Genomic DNA, 21,454 nt, shown 5'->3' with positions numbered 1-21,454 from the left:
CACCTCTATATTATTATTGAACTTCTTCTTTATAATCACAGCTCGTACAACTAATTTGTACGCCTTTTTTCACTTTTTTCTCTACTAATAGCTCGCTACATTTTGGACACGGTCGCTCAATTGGTTTATCCCATGAGACGAATTCGCATTCTGGATAACGTTCGCAACCATAAAATATGCGACGTTTTTTACTTTTTCTTTCAACAATTTCACCTTGCTTACACGTTGGGCATGTAACACCTATATGCTTCACAATCGCTTTCGTATTTCGGCATTCAGGGAAGTTACTGCATGCCATGAATTTTCCGTAGCGACCTAATTTGTAAACCATAGGTGACCCACATAATTCACAATCTTCGCCAGCCGGCTCATCTTTGATCTGCACTTTTTCCATTTCATTTTCTGCTACTTCGACATTTTTTTCGAATTCCCGATAAAATGCGTCGATAATAGAGCGCCATTCGATTTCGCCTTCTTCGACAGTATCCAAATCATGCTCCATTTTAGCTGTAAATTCAATGTTTAAAATATCCGGGAAAAATTCAAGCACTAACTGATGAACAATTTCACCCAACTCTGTTGGGATAAAGCGTTTTGCATCTAGTGTGACATACCCACGTTTTTGAATTGTATCCAATGTTGGTGCGTAGGTTGACGGACGTCCAATTCCAAGCTCTTCAAGAGCTCGTACTAACCGGGCCTCTGTAAAACGTGGAGGTGGCTGCGTAAAATGCTGATTTGGTGTAATATCAACTGCTTTTACTACGTCTCCTTCAGTCATCTCCGGTAAGATATTATCTTTTTCTTCTTTTTGATCATCTGTACCTTCAATATAAAGCTTCATGAAGCCCGGGAATTTAACTTGAGAACCATTTGCACGAAATACTGCTTCACCATTTTGCAATTCGGCCATAACGGTATCCAATACCGCCGAAGACATTTGACTTGCAACAAAACGGTCCCAAATGAGTTTGTACAGACGGTAAAGATCACGCGATAGGATACTCTTCATCGATTCCGGTGTCCGCATAACACTTGTTGGACGCACAGCTTCGTGGGCATCTTGTGATTTTGCCGACTGCTTGGCAGCGACTTTTTGTGTAACGTACTGCTCACCGTAGTTTTCAACGATAAAATCGATTGTATCTTTTTTCGCCGTATCTGAAATCCGCGTTGAATCTGTACGCATATAGGTGATTAATCCTGTGATGCCTTCTTTCCCTACTGCAATACCTTCATACAATTGTTGCGCTAGCATCATTGTCTTTTTAGCTCGGAAGTTTAACTTGCGGGCAGCTTCTTGTTGGAGTGAAGAAGTTGTAAAAGAAGGGGATGGATTTCTTTTTCTCTCTTTTTTTACCACACGATTTACTTTGAAATCTTTTCCTGACATTGAAGACATTACTTCTTTGACATCAGCTTCATTACTCAACTTCATTTTCTCTTTTGTGTTGCCATAAAATTGCGCTTCAAATTTCTTCTTCGATTTTTCGAACTCGCCAGTAATGGACCAGTATTCTTCCGGCTCAAAAACTTTGATTTCGTTTTCACGATCAATGACTAAACGCAAAGCCACTGATTGGACGCGTCCAGCTGACAATCCTTTTTTCACTTTTTTCCAAAGTAATGGACTAATGCTATACCCAACAAGACGATCTAGAATTCGGCGTGCTTGTTGTGCATCAACTAAGTCCATATCAATTTTGCGTGGATGCTTAAATGATTCTTTAATCGCATCTTTCGTAATTTCGTTAAAAACGACACGACAATCTGAAGTTTGATCAATGCCGAGTGCCGTAGCTAAATGCCACGCAATTGCTTCTCCTTCTCTGTCGGGGTCAGCCGCGAGAAAGACTTTCTTTGCTTTTTTCGCTTCTTTTTTAAGATCTTGTAAGATTGGTCCTTTACCTCTGATCGTAATATAACGAGGTTCGTAATTGTTTTCCACGTCTACACCCATTTGACTCCGGGGCAAATCGCGTAAATGTCCAAGTGAAGCACGGACTTTATATTTCTTACCCAAATACCGTTCGATTGTTTTAGCCTTTGCAGGCGACTCCACAATCACTAAAAAATCCGCCATAATTTTTCCTCCTCATAGAGGTTTCTCAAAACTGCTTAAAAGAATTACCTGTTGCAAAATGTATAACAGTTTTTAGCTTAATGCAAGGGTTTTCGTTTTTTTCATTCTTTTCAAACTGGTATATGTTGGTATTCCTCTAGCACTTGCCAACCGTTCCATACCGGTTTTGCGCCTTCTAATATCAATTTATGGGGTCCTTCAGATAACAAAGAGTCTATACTTCCTGGCACGGCGAAAATATCTTTCCCATGATCCAATGCATGTTCAATTGTGCTTAATGTGCCACTTTTCACTTGCGCTTCTGTCACAATAATTCCTTTAGACAATCCACTGATAATGCGATTTCTCATCGGGAAATTCCATTTTTCAGGCTTTACATACGGTGGATATTCGGTTAAAACAAGATGTCTTTCTTCTATTATATGGTTTAAGTTTGCGTTTTCTTTTGGGTAAGGATGCAAAAACCCACTGCCTGTAACAGCTATCGTCCGACCACCTAAATCAATCGTTTTTTGATGAGCCATGGCATCCGCACCTTTTGCTAGGCCACTGACAATCACATAGTCTTTTTCAACAAGTGGGGGAACGATTTTTTGCAGAGCTTTTTGAGAGTAGGATGTAGCTTTACGTGATCCAATTATGGCTATTTTTCGAGAATTAGCTAACAATGTGAGATCTCCTTTGGCATAAAGAACAGCTGGTGGATCAAATAATTCGAGTAAACTTTCGGGATATAGTGGGTGTTGATAAGATATGGGGAGTATCTTATATTTGGCGTAGGTTTCGGCTAAGGGGAATGTCAGTGATTGTCGGTAAGAAGCTTTCAGTTGGACTGCTTGTTCTAATTTAATATTCAGTAGCCACATTAGTTCATTTGGAGATTTTCGTTCGAGCTTTGTCAGGTCTGGATCATCAGCTAATAGCGGTAATAGCTTTTGCAAACTTTTCGGATAAACATAATGCAATGCCAATAAACGTTCAGTAAATTCTTTGTTCATGTTGTTCCTCCTGTTCTTTTTTGAAATCTAATAAGATGGTTCGACTCAGATCCACCTTCACTTCATTTTAATCGTTTTTTCTATTGGCGTAAACGTTCAAAATGCGCCTTTATTCGTCCTTTTTCATCAATTGAATAGGAATGTCTATCACCTCAATTTTCTTTGTTGTTTACTTGCTATCAATGGTAAGCTTAAAGAGTCATGACAATGTTTTTAATGCAACCACTTATACTTTGCTATTTAGTTTCTTACTATTACCAAAGGGGAGTTCTCAAATGAGTGTTAGAAAAACAATTCACTTTACCGCTGTTGTTTTGTGGTTAATCTCCGCCAGTTATTTACTTTATCAATATTCGTTAAATGCTGGCTACTGGGATCTTCCACTTTATATTAGCTTAGTCTTATTCCTTATTATCATTATTAGCCAAAAACCATTTACTAAACTAAACTTATGGATTTTCTTTTTTTATATTGCTTTTGGTATTTGGATTTCAGTCGATATTTTTTTGATGATGACAGATGTTTTTTCAGTAGAATAACGCGTTTATTATTTACATACGAACACAAAAAAAGACTCAAGACCTTGGTCAACCAAGATTTTGAGTCTTTTATTTATTAATGAGTTTTACACTTGTCGTATAAACCTTTTTCTTTAATCACTTTGATCAAAGTTTCTCCGATTACTGATGGAGTGTCTGCAACTTCGATTCCAGCTTCGTTCATAGCTTTGATCTTATCAGCAGCTGTTCCTTTACCGCCAGAAATAATCGCACCGGCATGGCCCATACGTTTTCCTTCAGGTGCAGTTTGTCCACCGATAAATCCTACAACAGGTTTTGTCATGTTCGCTTTAACCCACTCAGCAGCTTCTTCTTCAGCTGTTCCGCCGATTTCACCGATCATTACAACTGCGTAAGTATCTTCATCTTCGTTGAATTCTTTCAACACATCGATAAAGTTTGTACCGTTTACTGGGTCTCCACCGATACCGACAGCTGTCGATTGGCCAATTCCCTCTTCAGACAATTGGTGAGTCGCTTCATACGTCAGTGTACCTGAACGTGAAACAACGCCAACATGTCCTTTTTTGTGAATGTATCCAGGCATGATGCCGATTTTACATTCGTCCGGAGTAATAACGCCCGGGCAGTTAGGTCCAACAAGACGTGTTTTCTTGCCTTCCATGTAACGGTTCACTTTCACCATATCCAAAACTGGAATGTGTTCTGTGATACAAATTGCCATGTCAAGCTCAGCTTCAACAGCTTCAAGAATTGCGTCTGCAGCGAAAGGTGCCGGTACGTAAATTACAGATACGTTAGCTCCTGTAGCTTTTACTGCTTCTTCAACAGTATTGAAGACAGGTACGCCTTCAGCTTCAGTTCCGCCTTTACCTGGTGTTACACCCGCAACGATTTTCGTTCCGTATTCAAGCATTTGCTTTGTATGGAAAAGGGCAGTTGACCCTGTAATTCCTTGTACAAGCACTTTTGTGTCTTTATTAATGTATACACTCATTTTTGTCCCTGCCCTTCTTTAGCCTACAAGTTCTACGATCTGTTTAGCGCCGTCTGCCATTGTTCCAGCAGCTACGATATTAAGACCTGATTCATTAAGCAGTTTTTTACCAAGTTCTACGTTTGTTCCTTCAAGACGGACTACTAATGGCACTTCAAGGCTTACTTCTTTAGCAGCTTGAATAACGCCTTCCGCAATGATGTCACACTTCATAATACCGCCGAAAATGTTAACGAAAATTCCTTTTACATTCTTATCAGAAAGAATGATTTTGAAAGCTTCCGTTACTTTCTCAGCAGTGGCACCGCCCCCAACGTCAAGGAAGTTAGCGGGTGTTCCGCCGTAATAGTTGATCGTGTCCATTGTTGCCATAGCAAGTCCGGCGCCGTTAACCATACAGCCGATGTTCCCATCTAAAGAAATGTAGCTTAAGTCATACTTAGAAGCTTCAATTTCTTTTGGATCTTCTTCGTCGAAATCGCGAAGTTCCACAATGTCTTTGTGGCGGTAAAGAGCGTTTTCATCGAAATCGAACTTCGCATCAAGCGCTAAAATATTGCCGTCGCCAGTTTCAACTAACGGATTAATCTCAACGATAGAAGCATCTTTTTCGATAAATACAGTGTATAGTCCAAGCATAAATTTCGCCGCTTTGTTAACAAGCTTTGGCGGAATGTTCATGTTGAAAGCCATACGGCGTGCCTGGAAACCAGTCAAACCGATTACTGGATCGATTACTTCTTTAAAGATTTTTTCAGGAGTGTTTTCAGAAACTTCTTCGATATCTACTCCGCCCTCCTCAGAGCCCATAAGAGTAACACGAGCAGTTTGGCGGTCAAGCACCAATCCGATGTAGTACTCCTTCTTAATGTCAGATCCTTCTTCGATCAAAAGGCGTTTGATTTCTTTACCTTCTGGACCTGTCTGGTGAGTCACAAGAACTTTACCTAAAAGTTCTTTCGCATATGTACGGACTTCATCCAGATTTTTCGCGATTTTAACACCGCCAGCTTTGCCTCGTCCACCTGCGTGGATTTGTGCTTTTACCACGACAACATCCGTACTCAGTTCTTTAGCTGCCTTAACTGCTTCTTCTGGAGAAAAAGCAACGGTGCCGTATGAAACTGCTACGCCATATTGTCTGAGGAGTTCTTTACCTTGATATTCATGGATATTCATCTGTCATCCTCCAATCAAACATCTCTATCGTAATTTTATTGCCTATACCATTGTATTAAAGTTGTCTTAGAATGTCCACCGTTGTTCGTTATTCTGACAAAACTTCGTGTGCTTAAAACAGTGAATTTTGCGTCAAAAGAGTTTTTACTGGTTCGAAGGTCTTGCGGTGAATTTCACAAGGTCCATATTTTTCAAGTGCTGCAACATGTTCTTTCGTGCCATAACCAGCATGTTTTTCAAACCCATACTGAGGATACTGAACAGCATATTCAGCCATTAATGCGTCTCTGCCTGTTTTCGCTAAAATAGAAGCAGCGGCTATACTTAAGCTTTGAGCATCACCTTTAATAATAGACTCACAAGCCATCGGGAGTTCGAGCATCATCGCATCAGCCAACACAATGGTAGGTGCAGGAGTTAAGGCTAGCGCAGCTTTTGTCATCGAACTTCTTGTCGCTTGATAAATATTCAGTCGATCAATTGCTTCAGGGGATTGAATATGAACAGCGTAACTTACAGCAATTTTTTTTATCGTTTCAGCTAATTCCTCGCGTTTTGCTTTACTTAACTGTTTGGAATCGTCTAAGCCAACCAAACTCGAACAGTCTTCTGGCAAAATAACAGCAGCCGTTACGACAGGACCAGCAAGAGGGCCTCTACCTGCTTCATCAATTCCTGCCACCAAATCGAAGCTTTCTTTTCTGAACATATCATCAAATGCTAATTTGGCATTATGATCCTCTAATAATTTTTTCCGCAGCACTTGTTTCCGCCGCCATGATGTCAATAAAGTCTGAACACTTTTTCGAGAATCGTTCTCGATTTCATCCATCCAGGATTGCCATTCTGTTGTTGTTTTCAGCTTTTCTTTTATCTCAGCGCTAGTTTGCATCAGTTCAACTTCTTTCATTTTTTCTATCAACACGTAAAAAGCTGCCCCTCATAATCGAGGAGCAGCTCTTGTTAAAAAGAGCGAATGCTCACTCTTCTTCTTCAATCATTTCATCTCTATAATCGAACGTTACTTTACCTAAATGCTGATTGCGGATATCTCGCACAATCACTTCAGCTGTCATTTCATAATCGACTTCACCGTGCTGATCTAAACAACGTCGCTTGTTGCCGATATGATCAAATGTATTAACGAGTTCCTCTTCAACGTGATCAATGCCATAACGTTCCTTCATACGATCTGGATAACGCTCTTCTAAGAATTTCAGAGCATAAATAGCCAGTTCTTGCATCTGAATCACTGAATCTTTAATGGCACCTGTAACTGCTAATTTCAAACCTGTTTCTGGATCTTCAAACTTCGGCCATAGAATACCCGGTGTATCCAATAATTCAATTTCTTTGCCTACTTTAATCCATTGTTGCGCTTTCGTGACACCAGGCATATTCCCTGTTTTTGCCAAGCTTTTTTTCGATAAACGGTTGATGAGTGTCGATTTTCCGACGTTCGGGATTCCTACAATCATCGCACGAATGGCGCGAGGTTTTATGCCTTTCGCAATCATTCGATTCCATTTTTCTTCTAGTATTTCTTTTGATGCTTTTGTTACTAGTTGCAACCCTCTACCTTCAAGTGAGTTGATTGCAACAGCACGCGTACCTTGATCCTCGAAATAACGAATCCATTTTTTCGTTTCAACTTCATCAGCCATGTCCATTTTGTTTAAAATAATAAGACGCGGTTTTTGTTGAATCACTTGATCGATCATCGGATTTCGTGAAGATAAAGGTAACCTGGCGTCAACAAGTTCAAAAATAATATCCACTAACTTTAGTTTTTCAGTAACTTGTCTTCGCGCTTTTGCCATATGTCCAGGAAACCATTGTATCGTCATAAAACCACTCCTTATTTTACAATTCCCGCTTCAGCCAATGGCCAAAATACGAAATTTGTGTCGCCTATCACTTCGTCGGTTGATACCAATCCAATGTGTCGGCTGTCCTTGCTCGCTCGACGATTATCGCCCATAACAAAGATAGATCCATCAGGGATTGTACTCTCCCCCGTAACATCTTCCAAATCAAAATCTTCTGTTAGCGTACCTGTAATGCCTTGTTTATAAACATCTAAATAAGGTTCTTCTATTGCTTCTCCATTTATATACAGCTGGTCATCTTCGTAAGCGATATGATCGCCTGGTAACCCGATTATACGTTTAATATAATCCTTCTTTTCTGGGGCATGAAAAACAATGATATCGAAGCGGTCAGGCTCCCCGACTGAATAACCAATCTTGTTGACAATCATGCGATCCCCATGCTCTAGGGTCGGCATCATCGACTCTCCATCTACTACAATCGGCGTGAATAAAAAGAAACGAATAATTGCTGCCAAGCCGAAGGCAATCAATAAAGCTTTGGACCATTCCCACATTTCATTTTTCTTCTTCACTTCAGTCTCCATGCGTGTTCCTCCCCAAACTTACTATTTTAATTGTACAAGGAAATACACTTTTTAGCAAAAAAGAAAGAGGGCGCAAGCGCCCTCTTTCATCCATGCAATCTTATCGAATTTCTTTAATACGAGCTGCTTTACCGCGTAGATCACGCAAGTAGTACAATTTCGCACGACGTACTTTACCACGACGTAGAACTTCAAGCTGTGCGATTTTTGGTGTGTGTACAGGGAATGTACGCTCAACACCAACACCGTAAGAGATTTTGCGAACAGTGAATGATTCACTGATTCCGCCTCCGCGACGGCTAATTACGACTCCTTCGTATACCTGAACACGTTCGCGTGTACCCTCGACAACTTTAACGTGGACACGAACAGTGTCTCCAGGACGGAACTTAGGTAGGTCCGTACGAAGCTGTTCTTTAGTGATTTCTGTAATAATGTTTTGCATTATTTTTCTCTCCTTCTACAGACGCTCTTACACCATATCAACTGTTGCAGCGGAACATCGTGATCCTGTACTTCACATAAAAGTACATTGTCCATGATACCACTGATCATTAACTCGTGCAAGAGCTACTTAAATTCTATTTTTATTTCTTTAGCTTCTCAATTATTTTCTGTTGTTTATCGCTTAACTCGATTTTTTCGAGCAAATCCGGACGTCTTTCGAGCGTCCGTTTTAATGTTTGTTCTTCGCGCCATTGATCGACTTTCCCGTGGTTGCCGGAAGTTAGAACTTCCGGTACTTTCCACCCTCTAAAATCAGCTGGACGCGTGTATTGTGGGTGTTCTAGAAGTCCTGTAGAGAATGAGTCGCGTATTGGCGAGTCAGCGTTACCTAGCACCCCTGGGAGCAGTCTGACGACACTATCAATGACCGTCATGGCGGCTAACTCTCCACCTGTCAGCACAAAATCACCAATCGAGATTTCATCGGTCACCAAATGCTCTCGAATGCGCTCGTCATATCCCTCGTAATGGCCACATATAAATACCAAGTCTTCTTCAGCAGCTAATTCTTCAGCTTTTTGCTGTGTAAAGCGTTCGCCTTGTGGACATAATAAAATGACACGTCGTTTACTGTTAGGCGTAAGACTTCCAACCGCATTAAAAATTGGTTCTGGTTTTAAAACCATTCCGGCCCCTCCACCAAATGGATAGTCATCAACTTGCCTTTTGTTATCAGCAAATTCACGAATATCGACAACGTTCAAACTCACGGCATTTTTATCTTGCGCTTTTCTCATAATCGAATGTTGAAAAACACCTTCAAACATTGGCGGAAACAACGATAGCACATGGATGTTCATCAAGACAACAAACCTTCAATCACTTCGATGATTACTTTCTTTTCATCGATATCAACTTCTTTGACGATTTCTTCGGTATAAGGAATGTAATGTTTTTTGCCTTTTTCTGGCGTTACTTCCCATACATCATTGGCACCAGTCTCTAAAATCTCCGTAATCTTTCCAAGTTCTTGACCTTCAGTTGAATAAACCGCACACCCAAGAATTTCATGATGATAAAATGCATTATCTTCTAGTTCCGTCAAATCATGTTCAGCAATTCTCAAGTACGATTCTTTGAACGGCTCAACATCGTTGATGTTAGGATAGCCTTCAAAAGTTAGCAACTCAAAGTTTTTATGTTGACGATGACTGGCGATTTTCACCGTAATCGGTTTTTTTGCGTCTGGAGTGAAAAGCCCAAGCTTTGTCCCTACTGCAAATCGTTCTTCCGGAAAATCGGTTCGTGATAAAACACGTACTTCTCCACGGATCCCGTGTGTGTTAACAATTTTCCCTACGTTAAACCATTGCACAAGCAAACATCCTTTCTTGGTTATTTTACTGAAAAAAAAAGAAGGAACCGGGGCTCCTTCTTTTTCTTAATCCACAATATCGAGATAAGTTTTTTTCTTATGATAACCACCTGCTGCTGAGTACACAATTGAACGAACAGCTTTCGCTACACGCCCCTGCTTCCCGATGACTTTCCCTGTATCCTCTGGATGCACGGAAAGCTTGTAGACAATACGGCTTGCGTTTTCGTCGATATCGACACGAACTTCTTCCGGATAATCAACTAACGGTTTCACAATGGTCTCAATCAGCTGCTTCATAAGAAACTCTCCCTTACTTGTTTAGTTTTTCGTTATGGAATTTCTCCATAATGCCTTTTTGAGAAAACAAGTTGCGTACTGTGTCAGATGGTTTAGCGCCATCATGAAGCCATTTCAACACTTGCTCTTCGTCGATTTTAACTTCAGCTGGAACTGTCAGTGGGTTGTAAGTACCTACTGTTTGAATTTGACGGCCGTCACGTGGAGCACGTGAGTCAGCTACTACAATACGGTAAAAAGGAGATTTTTTAGCTCCCATACGTTTCAAGCGAATTTTTACTGCCATTTCTTAAAGCACCTCCGAATAGTTTCACACAAGATATTATATTAGCAAGCTTTAAATAGTTTGTAAAGTATTTTTTCTTAACACCTTAAAATTTTACTTAAAAAGTGAGTCTAGACCTGGCATTCCCATTTTTTTTCTACCTTTTTTCGTGTTCATACCAGACATTTGTTTCATCATTTTCTTCATATCTTCAAACTGTTTCAAGAGTCTGTTGACATCTTGAATATTTGTTCCTGAACCTTTAGCAATTCGTTTTTTACGATTGGCATTAATAATTTCAGGGGTTGTTTTTTCTTTTTTCGTCATTGAATAAATAATCGCTTCTACACGATCCATTTGGCCCTCATCCACTTTTGCGTTTTCAAGCCCTTTGATTTTATTTGCGCCTGGGAGCATTTTCAAGATTTCATCCAACGGTCCCATTTGTTTTACTTGTGACATTTGTTCAAGGAAATCATCAAAAGTAAATGTCGAAGTTCTGAATTTCTCTTCTAATTCTTTTGCTTTTACCTCATCGACATTCGACTGTGCTTTTTCAATCAAGGACAACATGTCGCCCATGCCAAGTATTCGTGACGCCATTCGTTCTGGGTGGAACGCCTCTAGCGCATCCATTTTTTCACCCATCCCGACAAATTTAATCGGTTTTTGAGTGACAGCACGAATGGATAATGCCGCACCGCCTCGCGTATCACCATCAAGCTTCGTTAAAACGACTCCAGTGATGCCAATTGCTTCATCAAAATTTTGAGCAACATTGACAGCATCTTGACCTGTCATCGAATCGACAACTAGGAAAATTTCATCCGGCTCTTTAAGCGCACGAATATCCTTCAATTCCTGCATTAACGCTTCATCTACATGTAAACGTCCTGCTGTATCAATGATGACCGTATCTAAATGCTCGGCTTTCGCATGTTCGATCGCTTGACGAGCAATCTCTACAGGAGACATGTCTGTCCCTTTAGAGAAAACTGGAAGAGATAATTGCTTACCAATCGTCTCTAACTGCTGAATTGCAGCTGGACGATACACATCAGCCGCTACTAATAGCGGTTTGCGATTGTGTTTTCTACGCAATAAATTAGCGAGTTTTCCTGTAGTTGTCGTTTTACCGGCACCTTGTAAACCAACCATCATAATAACTGTCGGTTGTTTTGTTGAAAACTCAATTTTCCGTTCTTCGCCGCCCATCAATTCAGTCAGCTCATCTTTAACGATTTTAACGACTTGCTGTCCTGGCGTTAAACTGTCCATGACATCTTGTCCAATCGCTCGTTCACTGATTTTCTTGACGAATTCTTTCACGACTTTTAAATTGACATCCGCTTCGATCAAGGCGAAACGAACTTCACGCATCATTTCCTTAACGTCTGCTTCGTTGACTTTACCTTTGCCTTTAATCTTAGTCATCGTGCCTTGCAGGCGTTCGGATAAACCTTCAAATGCCATTCTTTCCGCCTCCTAATCCCATTCCTTTAGTTCGCCCAAAAACTGCTGGATACGCTCTTCTGTGAATGGCTGTTTTTCAAATGACGAAACCAATTGCTGCCGTTTCTGGAATTTCTCGAAAAGCTGCAATTTGCGTTCATATTCTTCTAGCATTGCTTCCGTCCGGCGAATATTATCGTATACTGCTTGACGGGTAATGTCATATTCTTCGGCAATTTCACCCAGTGAATGGTCATCTAAATAATACAGCATCATATAGCTGCGCTGTTTAGGTGTCAGTAGTTCCTGATAGAAATCAAACAAATAATTCATACGTGTTGTTTTTTCTAGTCCCATCATTGACACTCACCCCACTCATTCTCTTGCTTAGAATACTGAATAACGATAGTGCTGTCAAGTAATTTTACTTGTCTGCTTCTTCATCTTCTAATTGTTGCTCTTTATCCAATCCTTCAGCAAATAAGCCATAAACGTATTTTTGTGCATCAAATGGTTGCAAATCATCCAATTTTTCGCCAAGGCCTACAAATTTAACAGGAATCTTCAACTTATTACGGATTGCTAAAACAATTCCGCCTTTTGCCGTTCCATCAAGTTTTGTTAGAACAATACCTGTTACATCTGTAACTTCTTTAAATGTTTGCGCCTGCAACATGGCATTTTGCCCTGTTGTCGCATCAAGTGCTAATAGCACTTCATGTGGAGCACCTGGAATTTCACGCGAAATGACGCGATGAACTTTTTGAAGTTCATTCATCAAATTGACTTTGTTTTGCAGACGTCCTGCTGTATCACAAATTAACACATCTACTCCACGAGACTTAGCTGAACGTACAGCATCGTACATAACGGCTGCAGGATCTGACCCTTCACTTTGTTTAATGACGTCAACACCGACACGTTTGCCCCAAACATCCAATTGTTCAATTGCTCCTGCACGGAAAGTATCACCAGCAGCAAGCATAACGGTTTTGCCTTCATTTTTAAAGCGGTGAGCAAGTTTACCAATCGTTGTCGTTTTCCCAACGCCGTTGACACCTACCATTAAAATAACGGTTAATCCTTCAACAAAATTAATTTCGTTGATTTCTGCTTCGCCAGCTTCATAAATTTCTACCAGTTTTTCTGAAATAACGGATTGAACATTTGAAGTATCTTTGACATTTTTTCGTTGAACTTCAAAACGCAAATCATCCATTAGTTCAATAACGGTTTCAAATCCAACATCAGCTTGCAGTAAAATTTCTTCTAATTCTTCAAAGAAATCTTCATCAACTTTACGGTATTTCGCTACCAAATCATTGATCTTAGATGTAAAACCAATTCGTGTTTTGGCTAGGCCTTCTTTGTATTTTTCAGTTGATTCTTCTGCTTCGGCATTGCCGGCAAATTTATCTTTTAATTTTTTGAAGAAACTCACAGGTAAACACTCCTTTTTCAGGTTTTTTCTTCGAGCTTGACTGATACTAATTTAGAAATTCCGGATTCTTGCATGGTAATGCCATATAAAACATCGGCACCTTCCATCGTTCCTTTACGGTGTGTAATGACGATGAATTGCGTATCTTCACTGAATTTCTTCAAGTATTGACTGTACCTCACGACATTTGATTCATCAAGCGCCGCTTCGACTTCATCTAGCACACAAAACGGTACAGGGCGTACGTTCAAAATCGCGAACAATAAAGCGATAGCTGTGAGTGCGCGTTCTCCTCCTGATAGCAAGCTCAAATTCTGCAGTTTTTTACCAGGTGGTTGCGCAATAATTTCCACACCTGTCATCAACATATCTTTAGGGTCTGTTAACACTAAATCTGCTGACCCACCGCCGAATAATTCTTTGAAGACGCGCTGGAACTGTATACGAATCGCATGGAAAGTATCATCAAAACGACTTGTCATTTCTCCATCCATTTCGCGAATCAGCGTACGTAACGTTTCTTTTGCTTCGTTTAAATCGTCGCGTTGCTCTGTTAAAAAGGCATGGCGATCCGAAACGTGTTCAAATTCCTCGATCGCGCCTACATGTACAGGACCTAATTCTTCAATAGACTGCTTGAGTAGCTTTACTTTTCTGCGGACCGCTGTTTCTTCGTCCATCATTTCAAACTGTTTTGCTTGTTCAAGTGTCAGTTGGTAATTGGTTTCAAGTTGAGTGATAAAGCTTTGGATTTGAACTTCTAGACGTGTCGATTTGACTTCATAGATTCGAATCGCTTCTACATAGCCTTTATAAATGCGTTGCTGTTCTTTTAACTTTTCTTCTAAATTATTCAAGCTGCTTTGCTCTTTTACGCGTTGTTCTTTTGTTTCATTGACCGTTTCTTGAATTTGAAGTTTTTTCGCAGACCACGTTTTTATTTCGAGCAAAATTTCTTCATCAGAATACACTTTTGCCGCTTCCTCTGATTGAATCCATTCCAACTCTTTCTGGTGATCTTGCAATTTTCGATTGCTTTTTTCGAGTCGTTCAAAAAGCTCCGCTTCGCTAGCAGTCAATTGTGCCACGCGTTCTTTTGTTACAGCATAAAGTGATTTCTGTTCCGCCAACTTCGCTAGAACTTGATCACGTGCCGATTCGTTTTGCTGCTTAAATAAAGTTAATTCGTCGATTTTCACTGTAATGTCGTTAAGTTCTCCGACAATGCTATCAAGACGCGTAGACGCTGTTTCTTTGCGTTTGGTTATCGCTGTTAAATCGTATTCTTTGTTTTTCTGCTCGGCTTCAAAAATATCAAATCGTTCTAGAGTGGTTTTGAATACAGCTTCTATTTCTCGTAAAAGAATAGAACTTTCCGCTTCTAGATCACGATATTTTTCGCCTTCAGTTTGCAAAATCCGAATCGCTTCTTCAGCAGTTTTAACTGTTTCTTGTTCTTTGCGAACTGTTTTTTCAGCAGTTAAGATGATTTCTTCTAATTCTGTTGCCTGAACTAGCAATTGCTCAAGTTCGGCTTTTCGTGTAAAGAAAGAAGCTTGTGTTTTGTTAGCACCCCCGGTCATTGATCCACCTGCATTGACGATATCGCCTTCAAGTGTCACTACACGGAAACGGTTACCCGTTGCTTTGGCAATCGCTGTTGCACCTTTTAGATCCTCAGCAATAATAACGTTACCTAGTAAGTTTTCAATAATCATGCCATATTGCGGATCATAGCTAACCAATTCAAATGCCATATTAATATAAGACGGATGCTTACTAACCATTGCTAAAGTGTGTTCAGGAATCACTCTTGGCTTCATCACTGTCATTGGGAGGAATGTAGAACGGCCGGCTCTTTTCTTTCGAAGGAAATCAATTGCTTCACGAGCGTGTTGTTCATTTTCAGTTACAATGTGCTGGCTCGAAGCGCCTAAAGCCGTTTCAATCGCTTTGGCATAGTTTTTCTCTACTTGTGCGATTTCAGCAACCGCTCCTCTAATCCCTTGCAATTGACCTTTTTCACGAGCTACTAATACTTCTCGTACTCCTTGGAAAAAGCCAGAAAAATCAGCTTCTAATTCTTGAAGTGTTTCGATACGGGCTGCCAATTGCTTTTGCGACTGGTACGCCTGGAATAGCATCGATTGTTTTTGCTCGAAAGCTTGTTTTTGCTGCTGATAAGCTGCTTCACTTTCTTTATATTGCTTACGCTTATTGTCTAATGAGGACCTGACTTCTTGAACATCTTTTTCTGCTCGAACTTTTTCAGCTTTCAGCTTTGAAAGTTCGGCGGTAAAATCGGTTCGCTGCGTGCTAATGCGTCCGGTAGACTCTGTTAATTGTTGTTCTTGTAAGCCAATATTTTTTAATTCATTTTTCACTGTTGCTTGTTCGTTCATCAAGTCAATATAGATTGACTTGCAATTTTCGATTTCATTGTCGATATCCGCTGGTGTTCGATTTAGCTGTTCTTCAAGCTGCTGAATCGCAGTCCGAATTGAGTGTCGCTCAGTTTTACGTTCTTCTAACAAAGCCAGCTGCTCACTATGTTTTTTCTTTAATAGTTCATTTTCTTGTTTTTCTGCCTCTAAATTTTCTTGTAATTGCAATGCCTGACGATCAGCATTGCTCTTTTTCTCAGACATTAATAATTTGCGTCCTTGCCATTTTTCCGTCTCAGCACTAGCCTCGACTAAAGCATTTTGCGCTCCATCTATTTTGCTGTCCATGACAAAGAGCGTCTTCCGTATTTTAGCGACAAGACGCTCTTTGTCATTAATTTCTGTTGATAATTGCTGCTCTTTTTTTGAATGAGATGCAGCTTCATGTGCCAATTGACTTAGCTCTTTTTCAAGGTTTCCTGCGTCATATGCCAGTAAAGCAATATCCGCATCTTTTAGCTGCTCGTTCATATCTAGAAAGTCCCTTGCAGTTGAAGCTTGAATTTGAAGCGGTTCCATTCGGCCGTCTAATTCATGCAAAATATCAAGCACACGATTCAAGTTTTCATCGGTTTCATTTAATTTGATCTCCGCTTTTTTCTTGCGTTGCTTGTATTTTAAAACGCCTGCTGCTTCTTCAAAAATTGATCGGCGCTCTTCTGCTTTTGAATTCAGAATTTCATCTACTCGTCCTTGAGATATTATCGAAAAGGCTTCTTTCCCAAGACCAGAATCCATGAACAAGTCAGTAATATCTTTTAATCGGCAATTTTGCTTATTTAATAAATAAGCACTTTCACCACTACGAAAAACCCTTCTCGTTACGCTCACTTCGCTGTAATCAAGAGGGACTCGACCATCTGTATTATCTAAAATTAATGTTACTTCCGCAAAGTTTAACGGCTTTCTCGAATCACTTCCGGCAAAAATGACATCTTCCATTTTAGCCCCGCGCAGTGATTTTGCTGATTGTTCTCCAAGCACCCAACGGATGGCATCGGTAACGTTACTTTTCCCGCTACCATTTGGACCAACAACCGCTGTTACTCCAGGAACAAAGTCGATGCCAATACGATCAGCAAACGACTTGAACCCCATGATTTCCAATCTTTTCAAAAACATTATTACTCCTCCGCCGCTTCCTGCAATTTACGGATTGCCAGCTGAGCTGCTTGCTGTTCCGCTTCTTTTTTCGATCGGCCATTACCAACGCCAAGTTCTCTATCTGCTAGAGACACACGGGTCACAAATACACGGCTATGCGCCGGTCCGATTTCGTCTATAATTTCATAACTCAATGTGCCTGTATTCTTTTGCTGAACCAATTCTTGCAATTGGCTCTTATAATCCATCACATGCGAAAAAGCACCGATATCTACTTTCGGAAATAACACCATTTCCAAAAATGCAACCACAGGTTCTAACCCTTGGTCTAGATAAAGCGCACCGATATACGATTCGAAAACATCAGCTAGTAGCGCAGGACGCGTTCGGCCACCAGTCAACTCTTCTCCTTTGCCCAAAAGGATGTATTTACCAAATCCGAGCTCATTAGCAAATAAAACCAGTGAAGGTTCACATACGATAGCTGCACGCAACTTCGTCAATTCGCCTTCGCTCATTTCAGGATATTTCATGTATAGGTAATGCGAAACGGATAATTCCAGTACTGCATCTCCTAGAAATTCCAGGCGTTCGTTATCGGTAAATTGTTTTCTTCGATGCTCATTCACATAAGATGAATGGGTGAAAGCTTGATACAGCAATGTAGGCTTATTGAATGTGATATTCAGCTCTTTTTGCAATTGTTCAAATGCTGCTTTAGCGCTTTCTTTTAAGACGCCAGGCTTTTGATGATTTGTTTTTCTATTTATCGCCATTTTTATCTGCCTTCCTTTGTGTACTTCTTTCAATTTTACCTTTTTTTCAACTAATGTGCAAAAAAGAATTGACGCACAATCGCTTAGTATAACAGCAATCGTGCGTCAATAGTTGTTACGTATTATTGTTTCTTTTCGATATACGTTACTGCGTCGCCTACTGTATTCATGTTTTCAGCGTCTTCGTCAGAAATTTCCATATCGAACTCATCTTCAAGTTCCATAACAAGTTCTACTACGTCCAATGAATCTGCACCTAGGTCACCTGTGAAAGAAGCTTCAAGTTTCACTTCGCTTTCTTCTACACCTAGACGATCCACGATTACTTTAGTTACTCTATCTAATACTGTTGACAATGTCGTCACCTCCCCTCAAATCAGTATACAAAAAAATTACCTACATGACCATGCCGCCGTCAAGATGAAGCGTTTGGCCCGTCATATATGATGCATCATCCGAAGCTAAGAATAGCGCAGCTTTTGCAACGTCTTCTGGTGCACCAAAACGACCTAATGGAATTTGTCCCATCATCGCTTTTTGAACGTCTTCACTCAATTTTTCGGTCATATCGGTCGTGATAAAGCCAGGAGCCACAGCATTCGCTGTAATTCCACGACTCGCTAGTTCACGCGCTGTCGTTTTTGTTAAGCCGATAACGCCCGCTTTTGCTGCAACATAGTTTGCTTGTCCAGCATTGCCCATCACGCCTACGATTGATGCGATATTGACAATTCGTCCAGAACGCTGTTTCATCATTTGGCGCGTTACTGCTTTTGTGCAAATAAACACACCTTTTAAGTTGATGTTGATGACATCGTCCCATTCATCATCTTTCATGCGCATCATCAAATTATCCCGCGTGATGCCCGCATTATTCACTAAAATATCAACAGAGCCAAACGTTTTCATCGTTTCATCAACCATTGCTTTAACCGATTCAGCATCTGCTACATTGGCTTTCACTGCAATCGCTGTGCCGCCATTTGCCTCGATATCCGTAACTACTGCTTCTGCTTTTTCTTGACTACCACTATAATTGACAACTACCTTTGCACCGTCTGCCGCAAATTTCCGAGCTATTTCTGCTCCAATTCCACGAGATCCACCAGTAATAATCGCTGTTTTTCCTGCAAGTTTACTCATTTTGCCAACTCCTCTACCGCTTTTTCAAATGACTCCAAGTCATAGACAGGCAAAGTTTTAACTGAACGGTCAATTTTTTTCACTAATCCACTCAATACTTTTCCTGGACCAATTTCAATAAATACTGTAACACCAAGATCGATCATTTCGCGTACTGATTGTTCCCATAGGACCGGCGAATACAATTGACGAACAAGGAGATCTTGAATTTGTGTCGCATTTTTTTCCGCTTTTGCTGTCACATTTGAAATTACTGGCACTTTCGCATCTAACAAGAACGACATGCTAAGTTCTTTTGCTAAATCTTGTGACGCTGAACGCATTAATTCCGAATGGAAGGGCCCACTCACATCAAGTGGAATGGCACGCTTAGCTCCGCGTTCTTTAGCAACGATAGACGCTTGCTCCACTCCGGCTTTCGTACCTGAAATAACAATTTGTCCAGGACAATTTAAATTCGCTAGCTGAACAACACCTGTCGTATCTGTTACTTCATTTGTTACTTTTTCTAGTTCATCACTTTCCATACCAAGAATAGCGGCCATAGTTCCTTCTCCTGCTGGGAATGCCGTATTCATAAATAATCCACGCTTATGTACAATGTTAACCGCTGTTGGAAATTCTAACACATTCGAAGTTACGAGTGCGCTGTATTCGCCAAGACTATGACCTGCTGTATAATCCGGTCTTATCCCTGCACGAATCAACCGTTCTGTAATCATCGAACTAACTGTTAGAAGAGCTGGTTGCGCATGATACGTTAACGTCAACTCTTCTTGTGGGCCTTCTAGCATTAACTTAGATAAATCTAAATCAAGCGCTTGGTTGGCACTTTCAAAGAAATTACGGCTCGTGTCGTCTGTTAAAAAGCTTTCGCCCATACCAACAGTTTGCGAACCTTGACCTGGATAGATAAATGCAATCTTAGTCTTCATGTAATGTCTCCTTTTTCAGCGTACTATAAATTGTGCCTGTTACATCAAATTCAACCATTGTACGCGTTTGGCGTATCGCATTGAATAAGGCATTCGCATTTGACGAGCCGTGTGCTTTTATCACAGGTGCTTTTAAGCCGAATAGTCCAGCGCCGCCATATTCACTGTAATCCAACATTCCTTTTAACCCTTTCAAGTCATCTTTAACAAGAAAAGCTGCAACTTTTGTTTTAGCCGAGCTCATAAAAACATCTTTCATCATCGCAAAGACGTTCATTGCGGTGCCTTCAATGGTTTTTAACACCATATTTCCAGTAAAGCCATCGGTTACAACTACGTCCGCCACGCCATTTAATAAATCGCGTGACTCCACGTTACCAATAAAATTAACTGGGGCTTCTTTTAATAATGGAAAAGCAGCTTTTGTTAAATCATTGCCTTTTTTCTCTTCAGTTCCGATATTCAACAAGCCAACTGTCGGATTCTTAATGCCACGAACTTTTTCAGCATAAATGCTTCCCATGATCGCATATTGCACAAGATGTTCTGGCTTAGCTTCAGCATTGGCACCCATATCAAGCATGACAAACCCTTTGCTATCAATTGTTGGCAATGTCGGAGCTAACGCTGGACGGTCTACACCGTCGATACGACCGACAATAAACAATCCTGCTGACATAAGAGCTCCTGTATTACCTGCAGATACACAACCATCCGCATTCCCGTCTTTTACTGCTTGCGCCATTCGAACCATTGAGGCATCTTTTTTCCGCTTAACCGATCGGACAGGATCATCTTCTGATGTAATCACTTCTTCACAATGGACGATTGTTAGACGATCATGTTCCTTCAGAAATTCTTTCATCTTATCTTCATGACCATATAACTGAATTTCGATATCTGTAAATTCTTCTAACGCTTTATACACACCCGCGATAATTTCTTTTGGGGCATTGTCTCCACCCATTGCATCTACTGCTATTCTCACTTTACGTCACCTTCACTTTGTTCTGTCATACGATACATTTCAAATGTGCCGATAAAAACTGTCTGTTGTTCGACAGAAGAAGTAACTTTTACAAACGCCCTGTTTTTTTCAGGATGACTTTCAATTACTTCCGCTTTTGCCACAATCCGTTGTCCAGCAGTTACCGGTCGCAAAAATTGCAGTTCCGACTTTACCGTCAATGCTAACTCTTCGTTCATTACTGCTACCGCTAACGAGTTAGCTTGAGCAAATAAATGATGGCCTCTGGCAATTTGGTTGCGCTGAAAAACATGCTCTGGTTTAACATCGAAAATTGAAATTGCTTTTTTATCTAATTCAATATCAATAATCTCACCAATCACTTCATCGATTGGCAACGATTTCACTTCGTCTTCAAACGTTTTTACAGCAACATGTTTAATGCGCTCTCTCAATTCCGGAATGGCAAGCTCCATTCGGTCTAGTCGAATTGTTTGCACACTCACGTCAAATGTCACCGATAGTTCTTCATCAGTCACAAAAGGATTTTCTTTAATTGAGTCTTTTAACGCTTGTTGTCGCTGTTTTTTTGGTCTTTTCACTATGTCACC

The 21,454-nt window shown here is 40.5% G+C and carries 23 protein-coding genes; 1 reads left to right on the top strand and 22 read right to left on the bottom strand.

Annotated elements, in window-relative coordinates; translation table 11 throughout:
* Nucleotides 1–13: 13 nt before the first annotated feature.
* Together topA and dprA are read right to left on the bottom strand one after the other, a co-directional pair.
* Nucleotides 14–2,083, bottom strand: a complete 2,070-nt coding sequence (gene topA / locus MLE13_RS01650) for a type I DNA topoisomerase (RefSeq protein WP_240747726.1) — start codon at nucleotides 2,081–2,083, stop codon at nucleotides 14–16.
* 110 nt (nucleotides 2,084–2,193) lie between these two features.
* A complete protein-coding gene (dprA, locus tag MLE13_RS01645) occupies nucleotides 2,194–3,081 on the bottom strand; it encodes a DNA-processing protein DprA (RefSeq protein ID WP_240747725.1) in 888 nt (295 codons plus the stop codon).
* Between the two features lie 275 nt (nucleotides 3,082–3,356).
* On the opposite strand from dprA, the gene MLE13_RS01640 reads away from it, so the two are divergent.
* Nucleotides 3,357–3,620, top strand: a complete 264-nt coding sequence (locus MLE13_RS01640; RefSeq protein WP_240747724.1) for a hypothetical protein — start codon at nucleotides 3,357–3,359, stop codon at nucleotides 3,618–3,620.
* A 76-nt stretch (nucleotides 3,621–3,696) separates the two neighbouring features.
* Here the strand turns inward: MLE13_RS01640 and sucD are convergent, their stop codons facing one another.
* From sucD to fapR, 20 genes are all read right to left on the bottom strand, one after another.
* Complete coding sequence (gene sucD / locus MLE13_RS01635) at nucleotides 3,697–4,599, bottom strand: succinate--CoA ligase subunit alpha (RefSeq protein WP_008430844.1); 903 nt, start codon at nucleotides 4,597–4,599, stop codon at nucleotides 3,697–3,699.
* 18 nt (nucleotides 4,600–4,617) lie between these two features.
* Complete coding sequence (gene sucC, locus MLE13_RS01630) at nucleotides 4,618–5,778, bottom strand: ADP-forming succinate--CoA ligase subunit beta (RefSeq protein ID WP_008430842.1); 1,161 nt, start codon at nucleotides 5,776–5,778, stop codon at nucleotides 4,618–4,620.
* Between the two features lie 112 nt (nucleotides 5,779–5,890).
* On the bottom strand, nucleotides 5,891–6,670 hold the full coding sequence (locus tag MLE13_RS01625) for a ribonuclease HII (RefSeq protein ID WP_240747949.1): 780 nt from the start codon (nucleotides 6,668–6,670) through the stop codon (nucleotides 5,891–5,893).
* Nucleotides 6,671–6,758: 88 nt separating this feature from the next.
* Nucleotides 6,759–7,625, bottom strand: a complete 867-nt coding sequence (gene ylqF / locus MLE13_RS01620; RefSeq protein WP_240747723.1) for a ribosome biogenesis GTPase YlqF — start codon at nucleotides 7,623–7,625, stop codon at nucleotides 6,759–6,761.
* Between the two features lie 11 nt (nucleotides 7,626–7,636).
* Complete coding sequence (lepB, locus tag MLE13_RS01615; RefSeq protein WP_240747722.1) at nucleotides 7,637–8,194, bottom strand: signal peptidase I; 558 nt, start codon at nucleotides 8,192–8,194, stop codon at nucleotides 7,637–7,639.
* A gap of 100 nt (nucleotides 8,195–8,294) precedes the next feature.
* Entirely contained in the window at nucleotides 8,295–8,639 is a 345-nt protein-coding gene (gene rplS / locus MLE13_RS01610) for a 50S ribosomal protein L19 (RefSeq protein ID WP_008497958.1), read from the bottom strand.
* A 142-nt stretch (nucleotides 8,640–8,781) separates the two neighbouring features.
* Complete coding sequence (gene trmD / locus MLE13_RS01605) at nucleotides 8,782–9,501, bottom strand: tRNA (guanosine(37)-N1)-methyltransferase TrmD (protein ID WP_240747948.1); 720 nt, start codon at nucleotides 9,499–9,501, stop codon at nucleotides 8,782–8,784.
* Nucleotides 9,501–10,016 carry a ribosome maturation factor RimM gene (gene rimM, locus MLE13_RS01600; protein ID WP_240747721.1) on the bottom strand — a complete coding sequence of 172 codons (516 nt, stop codon included), beginning with the start codon at nucleotides 10,014–10,016 and terminating at the stop codon, nucleotides 9,501–9,503. Before rimM ends, trmD begins: the two co-directional genes overlap by 1 nt.
* 66 nt (nucleotides 10,017–10,082) lie before the next feature.
* Nucleotides 10,083–10,316 carry a KH domain-containing protein gene (locus tag MLE13_RS01595; RefSeq protein WP_065528097.1) on the bottom strand — a complete coding sequence of 78 codons (234 nt, stop codon included), beginning with the start codon at nucleotides 10,314–10,316 and terminating at the stop codon, nucleotides 10,083–10,085.
* A gap of 13 nt (nucleotides 10,317–10,329) precedes the next feature.
* On the bottom strand, nucleotides 10,330–10,602 hold the full coding sequence (rpsP, locus tag MLE13_RS01590) for a 30S ribosomal protein S16 (protein WP_008497962.1): 273 nt from the start codon (nucleotides 10,600–10,602) through the stop codon (nucleotides 10,330–10,332).
* A 93-nt stretch (nucleotides 10,603–10,695) separates the two neighbouring features.
* Nucleotides 10,696–12,054 carry a signal recognition particle protein gene (gene ffh / locus MLE13_RS01585; RefSeq protein WP_240747720.1) on the bottom strand — a complete coding sequence of 453 codons (1,359 nt, stop codon included), beginning with the start codon at nucleotides 12,052–12,054 and terminating at the stop codon, nucleotides 10,696–10,698.
* Between the two features lie 12 nt (nucleotides 12,055–12,066).
* Complete coding sequence (locus MLE13_RS01580) at nucleotides 12,067–12,390, bottom strand: putative DNA-binding protein (RefSeq protein WP_240747947.1); 324 nt, start codon at nucleotides 12,388–12,390, stop codon at nucleotides 12,067–12,069.
* A gap of 67 nt (nucleotides 12,391–12,457) precedes the next feature.
* On the bottom strand, nucleotides 12,458–13,474 hold the full coding sequence (gene ftsY / locus MLE13_RS01575) for a signal recognition particle-docking protein FtsY (protein ID WP_240747719.1): 1,017 nt from the start codon (nucleotides 13,472–13,474) through the stop codon (nucleotides 12,458–12,460).
* Nucleotides 13,475–13,491: 17 nt separating this feature from the next.
* On the bottom strand, nucleotides 13,492–17,040 hold the full coding sequence (gene smc, locus MLE13_RS01570; protein ID WP_240747718.1) for a chromosome segregation protein SMC: 3,549 nt from the start codon (nucleotides 17,038–17,040) through the stop codon (nucleotides 13,492–13,494).
* Between the two features lie 2 nt (nucleotides 17,041–17,042).
* Complete coding sequence (gene rnc / locus MLE13_RS01565) at nucleotides 17,043–17,798, bottom strand: ribonuclease III (RefSeq protein WP_240747717.1); 756 nt, start codon at nucleotides 17,796–17,798, stop codon at nucleotides 17,043–17,045.
* 122 nt (nucleotides 17,799–17,920) lie between these two features.
* Nucleotides 17,921–18,154, bottom strand: a complete 234-nt coding sequence (locus tag MLE13_RS01560) for an acyl carrier protein (RefSeq protein WP_049693297.1) — start codon at nucleotides 18,152–18,154, stop codon at nucleotides 17,921–17,923.
* 40 nt (nucleotides 18,155–18,194) lie between these two features.
* Entirely contained in the window at nucleotides 18,195–18,941 is a 747-nt protein-coding gene (gene fabG / locus MLE13_RS01555; protein ID WP_240747716.1) for a 3-oxoacyl-[acyl-carrier-protein] reductase, read from the bottom strand.
* A complete protein-coding gene (fabD, locus tag MLE13_RS01550; RefSeq protein WP_240747715.1) occupies nucleotides 18,938–19,876 on the bottom strand; it encodes an ACP S-malonyltransferase in 939 nt (312 codons plus the stop codon). Before fabD ends, fabG begins: the two co-directional genes overlap by 4 nt.
* Entirely contained in the window at nucleotides 19,866–20,864 is a 999-nt protein-coding gene (plsX, locus tag MLE13_RS01545; protein WP_240747714.1) for a phosphate acyltransferase PlsX, read from the bottom strand. Before plsX ends, fabD begins: the two co-directional genes overlap by 11 nt.
* On the bottom strand, nucleotides 20,861–21,445 hold the full coding sequence (fapR, locus tag MLE13_RS01540) for a transcription factor FapR (protein WP_240747713.1): 585 nt from the start codon (nucleotides 21,443–21,445) through the stop codon (nucleotides 20,861–20,863). The genes plsX and fapR overlap by 4 nt, the downstream gene beginning before the upstream one ends.
* Between the last annotated feature and the right edge of the window lie 9 nt (nucleotides 21,446–21,454).

The organism is Planococcus halocryophilus (assembly GCF_022489025.1).
Lineage (GTDB): Bacteria > Bacillota > Bacilli > Bacillales_A > Planococcaceae > Planococcus > Planococcus halocryophilus_A.
This window is presented reverse-complemented; position numbering and strand designations above follow the sequence as displayed.

Bases quoted from the DNA above. Each gene is read 5' to 3' on its own strand.
- topA (WP_240747726.1), bottom strand. From the start codon at position 2,083: ATGGCGGATTTTTTAGTGATTGTGGAGTCGCCTGCAAAGGCTAAAACA.
- dprA (WP_240747725.1), bottom strand. From the start codon at position 3,081: ATGAACAAAGAATTTACTGAACGTTTATTGGCATTGCATTATGTTTAT.
- MLE13_RS01640 (WP_240747724.1), top strand. From the start codon at position 3,357: ATGAGTGTTAGAAAAACAATTCACTTTACCGCTGTTGTTTTGTGGTTA.
- sucD (WP_008430844.1), bottom strand. From the start codon at position 4,599: ATGAGTGTATACATTAATAAAGACACAAAAGTGCTTGTACAAGGAATT.
- sucC (WP_008430842.1), bottom strand. From the start codon at position 5,778: ATGAATATCCATGAATATCAAGGTAAAGAACTCCTCAGACAATATGGC.
- MLE13_RS01625 (WP_240747949.1), bottom strand. From the start codon at position 6,670: ATGCAAACTAGCGCTGAGATAAAAGAAAAGCTGAAAACAACAACAGAA.
- ylqF (WP_240747723.1), bottom strand. From the start codon at position 7,625: ATGACGATACAATGGTTTCCTGGACATATGGCAAAAGCGCGAAGACAA.
- lepB (WP_240747722.1), bottom strand. From the start codon at position 8,194: ATGGAGACTGAAGTGAAGAAGAAAAATGAAATGTGGGAATGGTCCAAA.
- rplS (WP_008497958.1), bottom strand. From the start codon at position 8,639: ATGCAAAACATTATTACAGAAATCACTAAAGAACAGCTTCGTACGGAC.
- trmD (WP_240747948.1), bottom strand. From the start codon at position 9,501: ATGAACATCCATGTGCTATCGTTGTTTCCGCCAATGTTTGAAGGTGTT.
- MLE13_RS01595 (WP_065528097.1), bottom strand. From the start codon at position 10,316: ATGAAGCAGCTGATTGAGACCATTGTGAAACCGTTAGTTGATTATCCG.
- rpsP (WP_008497962.1), bottom strand. From the start codon at position 10,602: ATGGCAGTAAAAATTCGCTTGAAACGTATGGGAGCTAAAAAATCTCCT.
- ffh (WP_240747720.1), bottom strand. From the start codon at position 12,054: ATGGCATTTGAAGGTTTATCCGAACGCCTGCAAGGCACGATGACTAAG.
- MLE13_RS01580 (WP_240747947.1), bottom strand. From the start codon at position 12,390: ATGGGACTAGAAAAAACAACACGTATGAATTATTTGTTTGATTTCTAT.
- smc (WP_240747718.1), bottom strand. From the start codon at position 17,040: ATGTTTTTGAAAAGATTGGAAATCATGGGGTTCAAGTCGTTTGCTGAT.
- rnc (WP_240747717.1), bottom strand. From the start codon at position 17,798: ATGGCGATAAATAGAAAAACAAATCATCAAAAGCCTGGCGTCTTAAAA.
- fabG (WP_240747716.1), bottom strand. From the start codon at position 18,941: ATGAGTAAACTTGCAGGAAAAACAGCGATTATTACTGGTGGATCTCGT.
- fabD (WP_240747715.1), bottom strand. From the start codon at position 19,876: ATGAAGACTAAGATTGCATTTATCTATCCAGGTCAAGGTTCGCAAACT.